The sequence below is a fragment of the Streptococcus sp. 27098_8_76 genome (assembly GCF_041432315.1).
GTDB lineage: Bacteria > Bacillota > Bacilli > Lactobacillales > Streptococcaceae > Streptococcus.
Window position 1 is genome coordinate 32,246 of sequence record NZ_JAPVZI010000016.1, and the last position, 16,285, is coordinate 48,530.

The following is a 16,285-nucleotide window of genomic DNA, read 5'->3' on the forward strand; positions in this document are numbered from 1 at the left end:
AATTTGCCTGCTTTTATGGTACAATAGAAACTATGGCAAGTATAACACTCACACCAAGCGAAAAGGAGATTCAGGCTTTTCTTGAACACTATCAAACCAGTCTGGCTCCCAGTAAGAATCCCTATATCCGCTACTTTTTGAGACTACCTCAAGCAACGGTTTCTATCTATACTTCTGGAAAGGTCTTGCTTCAGGGTGAAGGAGCTGAGAAATATGCTCGTTTCTTTGGCTATCAAGCTGTAGAGCAAACCAGCGGACAAAATTTCCCTTTGATTGGGACAGATGAGGTTGGAAATGGTTCCTACTTTGGTGGACTTGCAGTTGTGGCTTCCTTTGTCACACCTGACCAGCACGACTTCTTGCGAAAACTCGGTGTGGGGGATTCTAAGACTCTGACCGACCAAAAGATTCATCAGATTGCTCCTATCCTCAAGGAAAGAATCCAGCATCAGGCACTCCTTCTCTCACCAAGCAAGTACAACGAGGTCATTGGAGACCGCTACAATGCTGTTTCGGTTAAGGTTGCCCTCCATAATCAGGCTATCTATCTCCTCCTTCAAAAAGGTGTTCAGCCTGAGAAAATTGTGATTGATGCCTTTACCAGTGCTAAAAATTATGACAAGTACTTGCCACAAGAGGTCAATCGTTTCAGTAATCCTATCAGCTTAGAAGAAAAGGCTGAGGGCAAATACTTGGCCGTCGCAGTTTCTTCTATCATTGCGCGTGATCTCTTTCTAGAAAATCTTGAAAATCTGGGACGAGAACTGGGCTATCAACTTCCAAGTGGAGCTGGAACGGCTTCTGACAAGGTGGCTAGCCAGATTTTGCAAGCCTATGGTATGCAGGGACTCAACTTCTGTGCCAAACTGCACTTTAAAAATACTGAAAAAGCGAAAAAACGCTTAGAAAGGTAAGTTATGAATTCATTTAAAAATTTCCTAAAAGAGTGGGGATTGTTCCTCCTGATTCTGTCATTACTAGCTTTAAGTCGTATCTTTTTTTGGAGTAATGTCCGCGTAGAAGGGCATTCCATGGATCCTACCCTAGCGGATGGCGAAATTCTCTTTGTTGTCAAACACCTCCCTATTGACCGTTTTGATATCGTGGTGGCTCATGAGGAAGACGGTAATAAGGACATTGTCAAACGTGTCATCGGAATGCCTGGCGATACCATCCGTTACGAAAATGATAAACTTTACATCAATGACAAAGAGACAGATGAACCTTATCTAGCTGACTATATCAAACGCTTCAAGGATGACAAACTCCAAAGCACTTACTCAGGCAAGGGATTTGAAGGAAATAAAGGCACTTTCTTTAGAAGTATCGCTCAAAAAGCCCAAGCCTTCACAGTTGATGTCAACTACAACACCAACTTTAGCTTTACTGTTCCAGAAGGAGAATACCTTCTCCTCGGAGACGACCGCTTGGTTTCGAGTGACAGTCGTCACGTAGGTACCTTTAAAGCAAAAGATATCACAGGGGAAGCTAAATTCCGCTTCTGGCCAATCACCCGTATCGGAACATTTTAAGAGACCTAAGAGGCCGAGAATCACCAATCTCAGCCTCTTCTTCTATCGTGAGAATATGATTATTCACTATCCAGTTTGATTAAGATAGAAACAAAGTTATACTCAATGAAAATCAAAGAGCAAACTAGGAAGCTAGCCGCAGGCTGTACTTGAGTACGGCAAGGCGAAGCTGACGTGGTTTGAAGAGATTTTCGAAGAGTATTAACTCTCACCTATTTATGCAAAGGAATTTTATGGAAGTTTATTTTTCAGGAACCATTGAACGGATTATTTTTGAAAATCCCAGCAATTTTTATCGTATCCTCCTCCTAGAAATCGACGATACGGACGCAGAGGATTTTGATGATTTTGAAATCATTGTCACAGGCACCATGGCTGATGTGATTGAGGGAGAAGACTATACCTTTTGGGGACAAATTGTCCAGCACTCCAAGTATGGGGAGCAACTGCAAATCAGTCGTTATGAACGCGCAAAACCAACTAGCAAGGGTCTGGTTAAGTACTTTTCAAGTAGCCATTTCAAGGGAATTGGTCTCAAGACAGCTCAGAAAATAGTGGACACCTATGGCGACAATACCATTGACGAAATTCTGCAACACCCGGAAAAGCTAGAAGGCATCGCAGGACTCTCTGCCAAAAATCGCGAGGCTTTCGTCTCCACCCTCCGTCTCAACTACGGAACCGAGATGGTTTTAGCCAAACTTGCCAACTACGGCATTCCCAATAAACTAGCCTTTCAGATTCAAGACTTTTACAAAGAAGAAACACTTGATGTGGTTGAAAATTATCCCTACCAGTTAGTTGAGGATATCAAGGGTTTGGGCTTTACTATTGCTGACCAATTAGCGGAAGAACTAGGCATCGAAAGTCAGGCTCCTGAACGCTTCCGTGCCGGTCTAGTTCACAGTCTTTTTCAGGCCTGTATGGAAACAGGGGACACCTATGTTGAAGCACGGGATTTACTAGAACAAACCCTTACTCTCCTTGAATCTTCCCGCCCCGTGGAACTGGACCCCAGCCAAGTGGCCCAAGAACTCTCATACCTGATTGAAGAAGACAAGGTTCAGCAGGTTGATACAAAAATCTTTGATAATAGTCTCTTTTTCGCTGAGGAAGGCATCCGCAGTCACTTGGTTCGTATCCTTGAAAAAGGAAAACAGAAGAATCAGGATTTGGAAACCATTCAAAAACATATCTCTACTGTCGAAGAGGAGCTAGGAATTGAGTATGATAGCATCCAAAAACAGGCTATCTGCGACGCTATCCAGAACAAGGTCTTTATCCTAACAGGTGGACCTGGTACTGGTAAGACAACGGTTATCAATGGTATCATCGCTGTTTATGCTCTTTTAGAAGGACTTGACCTCAGGAAAAAAAGCAATCTGCCAATTCTTCTTGCCGCTCCAACTGGACGAGCTGCTCGACGTATGAATGAATTGACAGGCTTACCTAGCGCGACCATACACCGTCATTTGGGAATGACAGGCGACGATGATACCAGCCATCTGGAAGATTATCTGGATGCCGACTTTATCATCGTGGATGAATTTTCCATGGTGGATACTTGGCTGGCCAATCAACTCTTTTCCAATATCTCTTCTAACAGTAAGATTCTAATCGTAGGAGACAGTGACCAGTTGCCGTCTGTCAGTCCTGGCCAGGTTCTAGCTGACTTGCTTCATATTCCCTTGATTCCTCAGACTCGCTTGGAAAAAATTTATCGGCAAAGCGAAGAATCAACCATCGTCACCCTAGCTAGTCAGATTCGACAGGGCATCTTACCAGCCGATTTCACCCAGAAAAAAGCTGACCGTTCCTACTTTGAAATTGCTAGCGGTCATATTCCTGCTACCATTGAAAAAATCTTAGGCGCTGCCCTCAGAAGTGGCATTCCTGCCCGTGATATCCAAGTTCTAGCTCCCATGTACCGAGGGACAGCAGGGATTGATGCCATCAACCAGCTCATGCAAGACCTGCTCAATCCACCACAAAAAGACCAACTCAGTTTTGAAACTCCCCAGTGCCTCTATCGTAAGGGAGACAAGGTCATTCATTTGGTTAACGATGCTGAAATCAATGTCTTTAATGGAGATTTAGGAGCCATCACAGACCTGATTCCTGGTAAATACACAGAATCGAAGCAAGATGAGATTGTCATTGATTTTGATGGCAACGAGGTCTCTTACCCACGGAACGAATGGTACAAGATTCGCTTGGCCTATGCCATGAGTATCCATAAATCACAGGGAAGTGAGTTTCCTGTTGTTATCCTACCTATCACTAGTGCTAGTAGGCGTATGCTGGAGCGCAATCTCATCTATACAGCCATTACACGCGCCAAAAGCAAGCTTATCTTACTAGGTGAATTACAGGCCTTCGACTATGCTACTCAACACATCGGAACTGCCCGAAAAACCTATCTGATTGAACGCTTCAGTGATTTGTTGGAGAATGTTGAAGAAAAGCGACCAGCTGTCTCTGAAACAGCCACATCAAGTACCTCTGAACAATCCTACATCCTAACCGAAGAAAACTGGGACAGCATACCGGCCATGATTGGGATTACAGACGCAGACCTCAAAGAGATTTTTGGAAAATAGTGCATCAGAAAACCCACCAATTCAGGTGGGATTTTTGTTTATTAATACTCAATGAAAATCAAAGAGCAAACTAGGAAGCTAGCCGCAAGCTGTACTTGAGTACGGTAAGGCGACGCTGACGTGGTTTGAATTTGATTTTCGAAGAGTATAAGATTATTTAACTGTTGCTGTGCTTGTAATCAACTCAACAGCTTTTTTGATAGTGATATCGTGTTTCAACATATCAGCTGAAAGCAAGCTTTGTACTTGTGCAACTTCCATGTTGTAGTCTGCTGCCAATTGCTCAACTTCTTTTTTGATTTCTTCTTCTGAAGCATCAAATCCTTCAGCTTTGGCAACTGCTTCGATAACAAGGTTAGTCTTAGTACGTGACTCAGCTTCTGCTTGGTATTGATTATGAAGGTCTTCTTGAGTAGTTCCAGTGATTTGGAAGTACATGTCAGGGTTGATACCTTGACGTTGCAAGTTCCCAAGGAATTCGTTTACTGAGCGGTGAACTTCTTCGTGGATCATTTCTTCTGGAAGTTCTACGATTTCAGCGTTTTCTACAGCTTTATCAATTGCTGCACCTTCTACTGCATCTTTGTAAGCTTCTTCTTTAGCAGCAGCCAATTCGTTGCGGTATTTTTCTTTCAATTCAGCAAGTGTTTCAACTTCTTCGTCGATGTCTTTTGCAAGTTCATCATCAAGAGCTGGAACTTCTTTAGCTTTAACTTCGTGGATAGTTGTCACGAATTTAGCTTCTTTACCTGCAAGGTCTTCTGCTTGATAGTCTTCTGGGAATGTTACGATAACATCAACAGTTTCGCCAGCTGAGTGACCTACCAATTGGTCTTCAAAACCAGGGATGAATTGACCTGAACCAAGTCCAAGTGAGAAGTTTTCACCTTTTCCACCGTCAAATTCAACACCGTCAATAGAACCAACGAAGTCGATGACAACAGTGTCGCCGTTTTCAGCAGCAGCTTCCTTGATAACCAATTCAGCCAAGTTGTTGCGTTCGCGTTCGATACGCTCTTCAACGTCAGCATCTGTTACTTCTTTTTCTACATCTACTGATACTTCAAGGTTTTTGTAGTCACCCAATTTTACTTCAGGTTTTGTAACGACTTCAGCAGTGATAATCCAGTCTTGACCTTTTTCCATTGAAGTTACGTCAATTTTTGGTTGAGCAACCACTTCAAGACCAGCTTCTTTTACAGCTGCCTCATAAGCGTTTGGCAAAAGAGCGTTCATAACGTCTTGATAAAGTGACTCTTCACCAAATTTTTTGTCGAAGATAGGACGTGGAAGGTGACCTTTACGGAAACCTGGAACATTAAGAGATTTCTTCACTGAGTTGAAGACACGATCCAATTCTGGTTTGATTTGGTCTTGAGAGATAGTGAAAGTCAAGACACCACGGTTTGTTTCTTTGTTTTCAAATGATACAGACATTCTGTCATTTCTCCTTAAAATTTTTTAAATACAGTCTATTATAACATAAATGAGCGACTTTTTTCAAGTAATGACTGCGCTTTTCAATGATGGGAGAGGTACTTGCTTGCTTCTTTGATACTAAGATCAGCCATTCTTTCCTTGTTTTTCTCAATGAAAGTTTCTACCCAAGCTGGATTCGTTTTGGAGTAGTCTCGCAGAGCCCAGCCAATGGATTTATTAATAAAGAATTCTGTTTGATTCAGATTATTTTGCAGGATCTTTTCCATCAGTTGGACATTGGTCTTCGCTTTTCTTAACAACTGGTGGTCAATAGCAACTCGTCTCAGCCAGATATTGTCTGATAGGCTCCATTGGAGGATTAGTTTTTCCATTTCCGGTTTATCATATACCAAACTCCCTACTATGCGATCTAGGATATCCACCGTATCCCACCAAGACTTGGTAACAACCAACTGCTCTAGCTTAGGCAAATCGCTGTCCTTTAGATAAGACTGCATGGCTTTCAAATAATTGGCAGCCACATACTGGTATTCTCTAGACTCTTTTTCCCAGCAAGTATCTACAAAATCCCAATCGATAATCTTTGTTTTTTTCGCTTCTGGAAAGTATTTTTTATAGAGTTTATTTCTTTCTGGCGCCGCAACGCCTAGAAAGGAAAATTGATGACGCATATAGGCCTCCATAGGCCCTGCTTTTTTAGGATCTTTTGCTGCTTCTAGCTCCTCAAGTAAATCTGTTAGGCTCATCTAAAACTCCTCATGCCCCACCAAGTGGTGCTGAAAAGCATAGACTGCAGCCTGGGTACGATCGCTGACCTCAAGTTTGGCAAGAATGTTGGACACATGGGTCTTGACCGTCTTGAGAGAGATAAAAAGTTCGTCTGCGATGCGCTGATTTTCGTAGCCCTTGGCGATGAGTTGGAGAACATCTCGCTCACGCGCAGTCAGGTCCTCATGTAGTTCTATGTGATTGCGATGGTATTCGACCTTCTTGCTGACCTCTTGTTCAATAGCCAGCTCGCCAGCAGCCACCTTACGGACGGCATGGAGCAGTTCGTCTGCACTAGAAGTCTTGAGCATATAGCCTTTGGCACCAGCATTCAAAACCGGCATTATTTTTTCATTGTCCAAGTAAGAAGTCACAATCAAAATCTTGGCTTCAGGCCATTCTTTGAGGATGGCCAAAGTCGCGTCAATTCCATTCATTTCAGGCATGACGATATCCATGACAATAACATCTGGACGCAATTTCAAGGCTAAGTCAATACCCTGAAACCCGTTGGACGCTTCCCCTACAACTTCTACATCATCTTGGAGGTCAAAGTAGCTTTTCAAGCCCAATCGGACCATTTCATGGTCATCTACCAGTAAAATTTTCATCTTTACTCCTTTATCATTCCTTATCTAACAAGGGAATACGGATATCAACTGCCAGCCCTTGCTTTGGAGCTGTCAAGAGTTGAACCGTTCCCGCCATATCTTCAACCCGCTCCTTGATATTGCGGAGTCCATAACTCAAGTCGTCTAAGTTCCCTAACTGGAAACCAATCCCATTGTCCACCACTTTCAGCTGCAATTCAACATCTGTCTGATAGAGGTAGACATCTAGGCAAGAGGCCTGGGCATGGCGGAGGGTATTGCTGATCAACTCTTGCAAGATTCGGAAAATATGTTCTTCAATCTTCTTAGGCAATTTCGTTACATTATGCTTGAAACTAACCTTGAGATCACTCTTGTCCTCAAGCTCTTTTAAGAGGATTTGGATTCCCTCAACCAGACTCTTCTGCTCCAGTTCAACTGGTCGCAAATGCAAGAGCAAGACCCGTAAATCCTTCTGGGCTGTTTCTAAAATAGCTGTGACACTCTGCAACTGGGTCTGCATCTTTTCTCTATCCAATTTCAAAGCTTGCTGACTGATACCCGATAAAATCATGTGAGCCGCAAACAACTCCTGACTGACAGTATCGTGCAAATCCCGAGCAATCCGCTTTCGTTCTTTCTCGATGATCTCCTCTTCTTGGGCAAGACTTTGATTTTCAGCCTTTTGAATAGCCTCTGTCAAGAGGTTAAGTTTGCCTGACAAGGACTTGAAACTGGCATCCAAATCTGGATCTGCAACCTGAATCACTTCTTTCCCTGCCAACAAACGCTTGAGATTAGTCTGCATTTTTCTTAGAGAAAGCTCTTCAATACCTCGCCAAAATAGAGCTAGGAGACAGGTCATGGACATACTGAATACCAACAACAAAAAGACAAATTTTTCTGTTTTTTCGACATCGTGCAAGAAAATAGACCAGTCAAAATCAAGGATTTCCATCAAGCTGTGGGAGAAAAATAAGACAAACAGGAAGGAGGTGAGAGCAATGATTACATAAGCTTGTTTTTTCATCCTCTGACCACCTCCACATCCCCAATCATAGTGGTCAAGAAAATCTTGACACTCTTGTTACTCTTAAGATAGTCTCTTGTTTCTTGATGATAGTGTTCATTGCGGAGAGCACGCTTGGGCTGATTGAAAAAAGTCAAATCCCCATAGAGACAGTTAACACTGAGACTAACTTCTACATCTACGGGTACAATGATTTTAGTTGTTCCTACCATCTTTCTGAGGATAATGACATTGTCATGATTGGTTAGGATGACCCTCTCCAGATGAATAGTGTCCTTGCCCATGAGACGAAAAAGATTGATATCATCAAACTGGCAAGTCTGGTAGCTTGAAAAATGATGGAGATTACCAAACCAACGATTTTTCTCCTTCTTAACCGTTACCACCTCTTCAAAAACCAAATTGGTCTGCTCTTTTTCCTGGTTCATCATCGGATAAAGAAGAAAGAGGCTATAGATAACCGCAACAAAAATAGCTAGAATCACAAAAGGATTGAGCATGACGATGAAAAAGAAGAGAATGCTTGCCACTACTAAAAGAAGATTATTGCCCTCTTTACCAGTGTAATAGCGAATCAAAAGCAAAAAGAGGAATAGAATCAGCAGAAAACGCGAAAAATGCTCTGATACCATCAAAATCAGAGCTCCTGTCAAAAGACAGGCTTCGATAAATAAAAAGATTTTAAATTTTCTCATAGGTTCATCCTCTCCTTTCTATTTTATCACAATTCAAAAAAGTCACCTCAGTCTGAGGATGGAAAAAAGGCGCTGGTTACGCCTTTTTCATCTGATCCTTTGCTTCTTTTAATTTTCCATAAAGAAGATAGTCTACTTTTTGCAGATCTGCTATGGTGGCACAATTAAGGGCACACATAATCAAACGCAGATCGTCTTTCCAGCCTTGGACAATGCCAATCACTTCTTCAACTGTGTAGGTTTCAACCAATTCCAGAACTGTTCGAGACAGGCCTACAGCCTTAGCACCAAAGACCAAGCACTTAATCATATCCAGCGGATTCCGAACACCACCACTGATCAAGAGTTCAACCTTGTCTTTCCAGTCTTGGGCATTGATAAGTGCCTGCATGGTGGACTGCCCCCATTGATTGAGGTAGTCACGTTGACCACTGCGACGGTTTTCGATATAGGCAAAGCTGGTACCACCACGACCTGACAGGTCAAAGGTTCGAACGCCCAATTCATAGGCTCTCTCGATGGTCTTGGCATCCATTCCAAAGCCCACTTCCTTTAAAACGATTGGAACAGGGATTTGCTGGCTATAGTCTGCCAGATGCGATTGCCAGCTTCTGAACTTCCTTTCTCCCTCAGGCATGAGTAATTCCTGCATAACATTGACATGCACTTGTAAAAGTAAAGGATCCATCTCCGTCACAGTCTGCAAACCAAATTCAACCGGCTTATCCAATCCAATATTGGTTCCAAGAAGGAGATTTGGATAATCAGACTTGACAGAAAACGAGGCATCTGTTGGATCCTTGAGGGCTGCGCTATAAGAACCTGTCACAAACAAAATCCCACAGGTTTCTGCCACCTGAGCTAGTTTTTGATTGATTTCTCTTCCCTTATCACTTCCACCCGTCATAGCATTGATATAGAAAGGAAAGTCCCACTTTCGACCAGCAAATTCTGTCGAAAGATCGATTTCATCCAGGTCGTAAAGAGGCAAGGAAGAATGAATCAGCTCCACCTCATCAAAGCTATTATAGGAACTTTTCTGTTCAAGGGCATAGCGGATATGCTCATCCTTGCGATTTGTCGTCATGTCCTATCCTTTCTTGGTATAAGAGCTCAATCCCCAGATTGGCCCAACGATTTTTTAGGGTTTCAGTTGAGTGCGCATCAAAACTCAAGGCAATGCCACAGTCACCACCACCAGCGCCACTACTCTTGGCAACAGCCTGCAAATCTTGACTAGCTTCTTTCAGCTGTCTAAGCGAAGGTGTGTAAATATCTGCGCTCAAGCCTTCTAAGAGCTGGCTCGCTCTTCCCACTTGCTCGATGCTTTTTTCTACTTTCCCCTGCTCCAAGGCTTCTACCAAAGCAGCTACCGTTTCTTTTGAGGAATTTAAAAAGTTCTGATCTATATTTTGCTTAATTTGCTGGACCATGTGACTTGATACAGCCACTTCCTTGGTCCATCCTACTAGGAAATCGCATTCTAGAGTTGGTTTCACTTGTGAGATGGAAAAGCCCCAATCACGTTCCAAAACTGTCGCCAAGTTTTCTTCTTCCAACCAAGCAGCTACCTTCTGACGATCAAAAGACTGGTAGACAACCAAATCCTCTGCCACAATACAGGCAAGGTCTCCCATGGAACCATTGTCTCCTCGCTTGAGCAAGACAGCACTGGCCAGCTTGAATAAGAGATCCTGATCAACCGAAAAATCATACAGAGCCAGCAGAGCCTTGACAACCAAGACAACGACACTACCGCTAGAGCCTAGACCAAACTTTTTCCCTTCTCGTTCCATTTTTCCTCTGATTTCCAAAGAAAAAGGTCGCAAGGTCTGCTCACGATAAACGAGAAAATCTTCCACTAAAGCAATCGTTTCTTGAATCAAACTATAGTCAGGATTTGGTGTCAAATCCACTGCGAAATCAAACATATCCGAATAAATACGGTAACTATCAGAAAAAGCAATCTCACCCTTCATATAGATGGGAATGGCCTTTATCAAGGCTAACTGCCCTGGTTCTAAAATAGCATACTCACCTGCCCAATAGAGTTTTCCGCAAGTTTTAACAGCAATCATCTTGGCTCAAATCCTTTGTTTTTGACACAATCAAGCGATAACGTTGACCGAAGATTTCTGATAAATGCTCCAAGTCTTTCTCCTGACAGAGGACCTTGACATTGGGACCAGCATCCATAGTAAAGTAGCAGGCTTCCCCTTGCTCACGAAGCTGGCGGACAAAGTCCATGGCTTCATAAGTCGCATCAGTCAGATAAGAAAAGGCTGGTGATGCTGTTTTGGTCGTGGCGTGCATAGCCAGGGCATTTTTCTCAGTCAATTCCCCAACCCTGACCAAGTCATTTTCCTTGAGATAAACCAGCATATCCTGATAGTCTTGCTCAGACTGACGTACCCAGTCGTCAAAAGTAGTCGAAGTTTCCACACAGAGTTTCATCCCGTCACGACTAGAGATTGGTTTTTTCTTGTCTTCTAGCACCAACATAATCATAGCTAGTTTCAAGTCTGTATCTACAGGGTAAATTTCTCCACTATCCTTATCCCAGGCACCTAGTGGTCCGTAAAAACTCCGAGAGGATGATCCTGAGGCAAACTTAGCCTCCTGTGCCAACTGACTTCTATCCAATCCAAGCTTGAAATAAGCATTACAAGCCTTGACTAAGGCGGACAAACCGCTAGAACTTGAGGACAGGCCCGCCGCGGTAGGCATATTGTTCTGAGTATCAATACGGACAAAGCCCTCACCATCTGGACGATAACGGTCAATAATCTTACTCATCTTAGCATGCTCCGCCTCATTTTGTAGCTGACCATTGATATAAAAGGCATCAGCTGTCGCATCCGTCGGTAAAGACGATAAGGTCGTCTCTGTGTACATATTTTCCAAAGTCAGAGAAATACTGCTAGTAGCAGGTACCATCTCTTTTTCTTTTTTCTTTCCCCAATATTTGATAATAGCAATATTTGCGTAGGAACGTACTGTTACAGGCTCTCTATCCATGTCTGAACAGCTCCTTTCTCTTCTAATCTTTCTGCTAGTTCTTGTGCGTGTGTTAAATTGTCTGCCAAGGCTATGATACAACCTCCTAGCCCACCACCGCTCATCTTGGCACCTAAAGCACCATAGTTCAGAGCCGTTTCAACCAAAGAGTCTGCCTCAGGGCTACTGACACCAATTTCTTTTAAATGTAAATGTGCTTGACTGAGGATTTGTCCCAATCCTTCAGCATCTTTTTGTGAAATCGCATCTTCTGCCTGCTGGGTCAATTCTCCCAAGGCATGCAAAAACGGTAGGGCATCCTTGCCCTTACTTTGAACCACTTGGATGGCTTCACGGGTATGACCATAAACACCCGTATCCGCAATCACCAAATAGGCGGATAAGTTCATCTCAAGCTCTGTAAATCCTACGTTCTTGATAAAGCGAATAGGCTGGTCACTGAGACAGGTCTTAGCATCCAAACCACTAGGATTCATATGAGCAATCATCTCAGCCCGATTGACCAAGATTTCTAGTACATCATGAGGCAGATTTGCCTGATAGTAGTCAAAAACCGCACGAATGGCCGCTATGCTGATAGCCGCTGACGAACCCATCCCCCGTTTCTCAGGGATAGCCGAGTCAATCTCACAACGAATGCAGGCTTCTTTGATATCCAAATACTCCAGTGAGGCATAAACCGCCATAGACAAGGTATCTTCCTCATAAAGACGCCATGAACTTTCAGCAGGAACTACCTTACAAGTCACCTCCACCTCTAAGAGAGGCAGGGAAATGGCAGGATAACCGTAAACGACCGCATGCTCCCCTATTAAAATTATCTTACTATGTGCCTGACCGACACCAACTTTTTTTGTCATATTTTCCTTTTGCTAGACGAAAAAGCCGTCTCATTTTTCATACAAGTATTGATTCTCTTCTATCTATTTTATTATATTTTCACAAAAAAAGCGATTGTTTCATTCACAATCGCCTCTTTCATTATTGAACCCATTCACCATTATAGTTGACAGAATAGCCATCTAAAGTCGTATTCACTGCCAAGGCACCTGAGCTATAAGCGTAGTACCATTTACTACCGACCTGGAACCAACCTGTCTTCATATCTCCATTACTTGCATTTAGGTAGTACCAAGTTGAACCATCTTTATACCAACCAGTTGCCATTGCTCCTGATGAACGGAGATAGTACCACTTGTTACCAAGGTATTGCCATCCTGTTTTCATATCGCCATTTGACTGGTCTAAATAGTACCAAGTTGAGCCTTCTTGATACCAGCCAGTTGCCATTGCTCCTGATGAGCGGAGGTAGTACCAGTTATTACCTAGATATTGCCACCCTGCTCGCATAATGCCAGTTTCTGGGTCTAAGTAATACCATGGAGCAGGTTTGCTTCTATCAATGCCAAGAGTAACATGAAAATCTTGAGTCCAACCCTTAGCAACTTCACCAATTGGTAGTGGATTGTAAGAATCATCGCCAAAATTTCCTAGCTTATTTAAATAATACCAATTGCCGTCTTCATAAATCCAGCCTGTCTTTACAGCATAATGATTATCAAAATAATAAGTTCTCTTTTCAGCAGATAGAGGATATTGTTCACCGTATACTTTTCCTGTATTTTCAGACGTTTTTGCCTCTAGTACTTGTTTATCTGTTTGTTCTAGCAAAGCACCATCTTGTCCAAAATAGTACCACTTCTCCTCAAGGCCAATTTCTAAGACTGGACGATTATTAAATAAATCATCACGATAACCTGTTCCAGGAATTTCTAAGTATTGCCATCCAACTACCATTTCTCCTTTATCACCAAAATAGTAAGTTTTGCCATCTATTTTATGCCAATAGATTGCTTTATGATCATCTTTTACATAATATTTTCTATTATCCTTATCAACAAATTGGCCACCTGTGGTATCCGCAAATACAGTATTTGTAGCTAGCAAACCAAAGAAAAATGCTGTTAGTCCAACTTGCATAGTTTTTTTAAAAAGTTTCATTTATATGTCCTCCAATATTAAATCCACTCACCAGATGAGGCAAAATTATAAACTTTACCATCGATAGTTTGGCTACCTGTAACCATTGCTCCAGAGGAATTGAGATAATACCAGTTTCCACCTACTTTGGTCCAACCTGTCTTCATATCTCCATTACTTGCATTTAGGTAGTACCAAGTTGAACCATCTTTCACCCAACCAGTTGCCATGGCTCCTGATGAACGGAGATAGTACCACTTGTTGCCAAGATATTTCCAACCTGTTTGCATTGCAGCAGTTGTTGGATCTAGATAGTACCAAGTTGAGCCTTCCTGATACCAGCCAGTTGTCATAGCTCCTGATGAACGGAGGTAGTACCACTTATTGCCAATTTGCTTCCAACCAGTTTGCATGATACCAGTTTCTGGATCTAGATAGTACCAAGCTGAACCATCATTTATCCAACCTGCACGTCTTTCACCACCAATATAGTTTTCTCCATTAATTTCCGTTTTAGCTAGATAATACCAATTAGACTGGTCATAAAGCCAACCTGTCTCTAAAGAATGATTTTGATTAAAGTAATAGTTCGTGTAAAAACTCTTCTCTTCTTTATCTTCCGGATTTGTACGTTTTTCCCCATACTTTCTTCCAACACTGTCTTTAGTTTTAACCTCTAATGCTTTCCAACCAACAAACTCTTGTAGCACTCCATTTTTGTCAAAGTAGTACCATTCTGGCATTGGGGAACCTTCTAATCTTATGCCATTAGGGTAAGGACCAATTGTATATCCTTTAACTGGCATTGGAATGTATTGCCAACCAACAACCATTTCACCATTATAATCAAAATAATAGGTCTTGCCATCAATCACTCGCCAGTCCGTTTCTTTGATGTCACCCTTCTTGTAGTAGGTTCTACCATTTTCTTGGATAAATTGCCAACCTTCTGAATCAGTATCATCCGCCAATACTGCACTTGTCGCTAGCAAACCAAAGAAAAAGACTGCTAATGCGATCTGCATCAATTTTTTTACTATTTTCATTAGACCTATCCTCCTGCAAGAATTCTAGCAAAAATTAAATTGTATGTCAATATGATGGCCTTAAAATAATGTGATAATGAACTATAGTAGATTGAAATCAGATGTAAACAAATCAATACTCTTCGAAAATCTCTTCAAACCACGTCAGCGTCGCCTTACCGTACTCAAGTACAGCTTGCGGCTAGCTTCCTAGTTTGCTCTTTGATTTTCATTGAGTACAAGTAGCGAATTCAAACCAATTTCTAACAATATTTTAGAAACCTTAGCATACTATTATAAATTGGCTCTATAATATTTGTAGTGGGTAAATCCCCTATGGATATTATGGAGCCTATTTTGTTGTAGAAAAAAAGTCCCATATGACCTATAATGAAAAGCGATCAAACAACTCATTAGAAAGAATCATATGGAACAATTACATTTTATCACAAAACTGCTCGATATCAAAGACCCTAATGTCCAAATTATGGATGTTGTTAATAGAGATACCCACAAGGAAATCATCGCTAAACTGGACTACGACGCTCCATATTGTCCTAATTGCGGAAGTCAAATGAAGAAATATGACTTTCAAAAAACGTCGAAAATTCCTTACCTCGAAACAACTGGTATGCCTACCCGAATTCTTCTGAAAAAGCGTCGTTTCAAGTGCTATCATTGCTCGAAAATGATGGTCGCTGAGACTTCTCTCGTCAAGAAAAATCACCAAATCCCTCGTATCATCAACCAAAAGATTGCGCAAAAGTTGATTGAAAAGAACTCTATGACCGACATTGCCCATCAGCTGGCCATCTCAACTTCAACTGTCATTCGCAAGCTCAATGACTTCTGTTTTAAGCATGATTTTTCTCGTCTTCCTGAGATTATGTCCTGGGACGAGTATGCCTTCACTAAGGGAAAGATGAGTTTCATTGCACAAGATTTTGACAAGCTCAACATCATCACTGTTCTTGAAGGCAGAACACAGGCTATCATCCGAAATCACTTTCTGCGATACGAGCGAGCTGTTCGTTGTCAGGTGAAAATCATTACGATGGATATGTTTAGTCCTTACTATGCCTTAGCTAAACAGCTTTTTCCGTGTGCTAAAATCGTTCTAGATCGATTTCACATTGTACAACATCTTAGCCGTGCTATGAGTCGCGTCCGTGTTCAAATCATGAATCAATTTGAGCGAAAATCCCATGAATACAAGGCCATCAAGCGCTACTGGAAGCTCATCCAGCAGGATAGCCGTAAACTCAGTGATAAACGATTTTATCGCCCTACTTTTCGTATGCACTTAACGAATAAAGAGATTCTAGACAAGCTTTTGAGCTATTCAGAAGACTTGAGACACCACTATAATCTCTATCAGCTCTTGCTTTTTCACTTTCAGAACAAGGAGCCAGACAAATTTTTCGGACTCATTGAGGACAATCTGAAACAGGTTCATCCTCTGTTTCAGACTGTCTTTAAAACCTTCCTCAAGGATAATAAGAAAATAGTCAACGCTCTTCAATTACCCTATTCTAACGCCAAATTGGAGGCGACTAATAATCTCATTAAACTTATCAAGCGAAATGCCTTTGGTTTTCGGAACTTTG

At 42.0% G+C, this 16,285-nt stretch carries 15 protein-coding genes; 4 read left to right on the top strand and 11 right to left on the bottom strand.

What is annotated here, in order from left to right:
* The first annotated feature begins 32 nt into the window (after positions 1 to 32).
* From rnhC to O3636_RS10010, 3 genes are all read left to right on the top strand, one after another.
* On the top strand, positions 33 to 914 hold the full coding sequence (gene rnhC, locus O3636_RS10000; RefSeq protein ID WP_371642963.1) for a ribonuclease HIII: 882 nt from the start codon (positions 33 to 35) through the stop codon (positions 912 to 914).
* A gap of 3 nt (positions 915 to 917) precedes the next feature.
* Positions 918 to 1,532: a signal peptidase I gene (gene lepB, locus O3636_RS10005; RefSeq protein ID WP_001083986.1), complete on the top strand. Its 615-nt coding sequence runs from the start codon at positions 918 to 920 to the stop codon at positions 1,530 to 1,532.
* A gap of 233 nt (positions 1,533 to 1,765) precedes the next feature.
* Entirely contained in the window at positions 1,766 to 4,132 is a 2,367-nt protein-coding gene (locus O3636_RS10010) for an ATP-dependent RecD-like DNA helicase (RefSeq protein WP_371642968.1), read from the top strand.
* A gap of 153 nt (positions 4,133 to 4,285) precedes the next feature.
* Here O3636_RS10010 and tig read toward each other — a convergent pair whose 3' ends face one another.
* From tig to cbpJ, 11 genes are all read right to left on the bottom strand, one after another.
* On the bottom strand, positions 4,286 to 5,569 hold the full coding sequence (tig, locus tag O3636_RS10015; RefSeq protein WP_371642970.1) for a trigger factor: 1,284 nt from the start codon (positions 5,567 to 5,569) through the stop codon (positions 4,286 to 4,288).
* Positions 5,570 to 5,652: 83 nt separating this feature from the next.
* On the bottom strand, positions 5,653 to 6,318 hold the full coding sequence (locus O3636_RS10020) for a DNA alkylation repair protein (RefSeq protein WP_371642972.1): 666 nt from the start codon (positions 6,316 to 6,318) through the stop codon (positions 5,653 to 5,655).
* Complete coding sequence (locus O3636_RS10025) at positions 6,319 to 6,951, bottom strand: response regulator transcription factor (protein WP_020902971.1); 633 nt, start codon at positions 6,949 to 6,951, stop codon at positions 6,319 to 6,321.
* Between the two features lie 13 nt (positions 6,952 to 6,964).
* Positions 6,965 to 7,960, bottom strand: a complete 996-nt coding sequence (locus O3636_RS10030; RefSeq protein ID WP_371642974.1) for a sensor histidine kinase — start codon at positions 7,958 to 7,960, stop codon at positions 6,965 to 6,967.
* Entirely contained in the window at positions 7,957 to 8,655 is a 699-nt protein-coding gene (gene liaF, locus O3636_RS10035; RefSeq protein ID WP_001224644.1) for a cell wall-active antibiotics response protein LiaF, read from the bottom strand. Before liaF ends, O3636_RS10030 begins: the two co-directional genes overlap by 4 nt.
* A 76-nt stretch (positions 8,656 to 8,731) precedes the next feature.
* Positions 8,732 to 9,742, bottom strand: coding sequence for a type 2 isopentenyl-diphosphate Delta-isomerase (fni, locus tag O3636_RS10040; protein WP_371642977.1), 1,011 nt, complete (start codon positions 9,740 to 9,742; stop codon positions 8,732 to 8,734).
* Positions 9,720 to 10,733, bottom strand: coding sequence for a phosphomevalonate kinase (locus tag O3636_RS10045; protein ID WP_261013355.1), 1,014 nt, complete (start codon positions 10,731 to 10,733; stop codon positions 9,720 to 9,722). The genes fni and O3636_RS10045 overlap by 23 nt, the downstream gene beginning before the upstream one ends.
* Positions 10,720 to 11,673, bottom strand: coding sequence for a diphosphomevalonate decarboxylase (mvaD, locus tag O3636_RS10050; protein WP_261013356.1), 954 nt, complete (start codon positions 11,671 to 11,673; stop codon positions 10,720 to 10,722). Before mvaD ends, O3636_RS10045 begins: the two co-directional genes overlap by 14 nt.
* Positions 11,655 to 12,533 (bottom strand): mevalonate kinase, encoded by an 879-nt coding sequence (gene mvk / locus O3636_RS10055; RefSeq protein WP_371642980.1) that lies wholly within the window; start codon positions 12,531 to 12,533, stop codon positions 11,655 to 11,657. The genes mvaD and mvk overlap by 19 nt, the downstream gene beginning before the upstream one ends.
* Before the next feature lie 121 nt (positions 12,534 to 12,654).
* Positions 12,655 to 13,674 carry a choline-binding protein CbpC gene (gene cbpC / locus O3636_RS10060; protein WP_371642982.1) on the bottom strand — a complete coding sequence of 340 codons (1,020 nt, stop codon included), beginning with the start codon at positions 13,672 to 13,674 and terminating at the stop codon, positions 12,655 to 12,657.
* 17 nt (positions 13,675 to 13,691) lie between these two features.
* Positions 13,692 to 14,699, bottom strand: coding sequence for a choline-binding protein CbpJ (gene cbpJ / locus O3636_RS10065; protein ID WP_371642984.1), 1,008 nt, complete (start codon positions 14,697 to 14,699; stop codon positions 13,692 to 13,694).
* A 406-nt stretch (positions 14,700 to 15,105) separates the two neighbouring features.
* On the opposite strand from cbpJ, the gene O3636_RS10070 reads away from it, so the two are divergent.
* On the top strand, positions 15,106 to 16,285 hold a 1,180-nt coding region (locus O3636_RS10070), incomplete at its 3' end, for an ISL3 family transposase (protein ID WP_371642986.1).

Excerpts from the sequence above, each read along its gene's own strand:
- rnhC (WP_371642963.1), top strand. The coding sequence starts at position 33 with ATGGCAAGTATAACACTCACACCAAGCGAAAAGGAGATTCAGGCTTTT.
- lepB (WP_001083986.1), top strand. The coding sequence starts at position 918 with ATGAATTCATTTAAAAATTTCCTAAAAGAGTGGGGATTGTTCCTCCTG.
- O3636_RS10010 (WP_371642968.1), top strand. The coding sequence starts at position 1,766 with ATGGAAGTTTATTTTTCAGGAACCATTGAACGGATTATTTTTGAAAAT.
- tig (WP_371642970.1), bottom strand. The coding sequence starts at position 5,569 with ATGTCTGTATCATTTGAAAACAAAGAAACAAACCGTGGTGTCTTGACT.
- O3636_RS10020 (WP_371642972.1), bottom strand. The coding sequence starts at position 6,318 with ATGAGCCTAACAGATTTACTTGAGGAGCTAGAAGCAGCAAAAGATCCT.
- O3636_RS10025 (WP_020902971.1), bottom strand. The coding sequence starts at position 6,951 with ATGAAAATTTTACTGGTAGATGACCATGAAATGGTCCGATTGGGCTTG.
- O3636_RS10030 (WP_371642974.1), bottom strand. The coding sequence starts at position 7,960 with ATGAAAAAACAAGCTTATGTAATCATTGCTCTCACCTCCTTCCTGTTT.
- liaF (WP_001224644.1), bottom strand. The coding sequence starts at position 8,655 with ATGAGAAAATTTAAAATCTTTTTATTTATCGAAGCCTGTCTTTTGACA.
- fni (WP_371642977.1), bottom strand. The coding sequence starts at position 9,742 with ATGACGACAAATCGCAAGGATGAGCATATCCGCTATGCCCTTGAACAG.
- O3636_RS10045 (WP_261013355.1), bottom strand. The coding sequence starts at position 10,733 with ATGATTGCTGTTAAAACTTGCGGAAAACTCTATTGGGCAGGTGAGTAT.
- mvaD (WP_261013356.1), bottom strand. The coding sequence starts at position 11,673 with ATGGATAGAGAGCCTGTAACAGTACGTTCCTACGCAAATATTGCTATT.
- mvk (WP_371642980.1), bottom strand. The coding sequence starts at position 12,533 with ATGACAAAAAAAGTTGGTGTCGGTCAGGCACATAGTAAGATAATTTTA.
- cbpC (WP_371642982.1), bottom strand. The coding sequence starts at position 13,674 with ATGAAACTTTTTAAAAAAACTATGCAAGTTGGACTAACAGCATTTTTC.
- cbpJ (WP_371642984.1), bottom strand. The coding sequence starts at position 14,699 with ATGAAAATAGTAAAAAAATTGATGCAGATCGCATTAGCAGTCTTTTTC.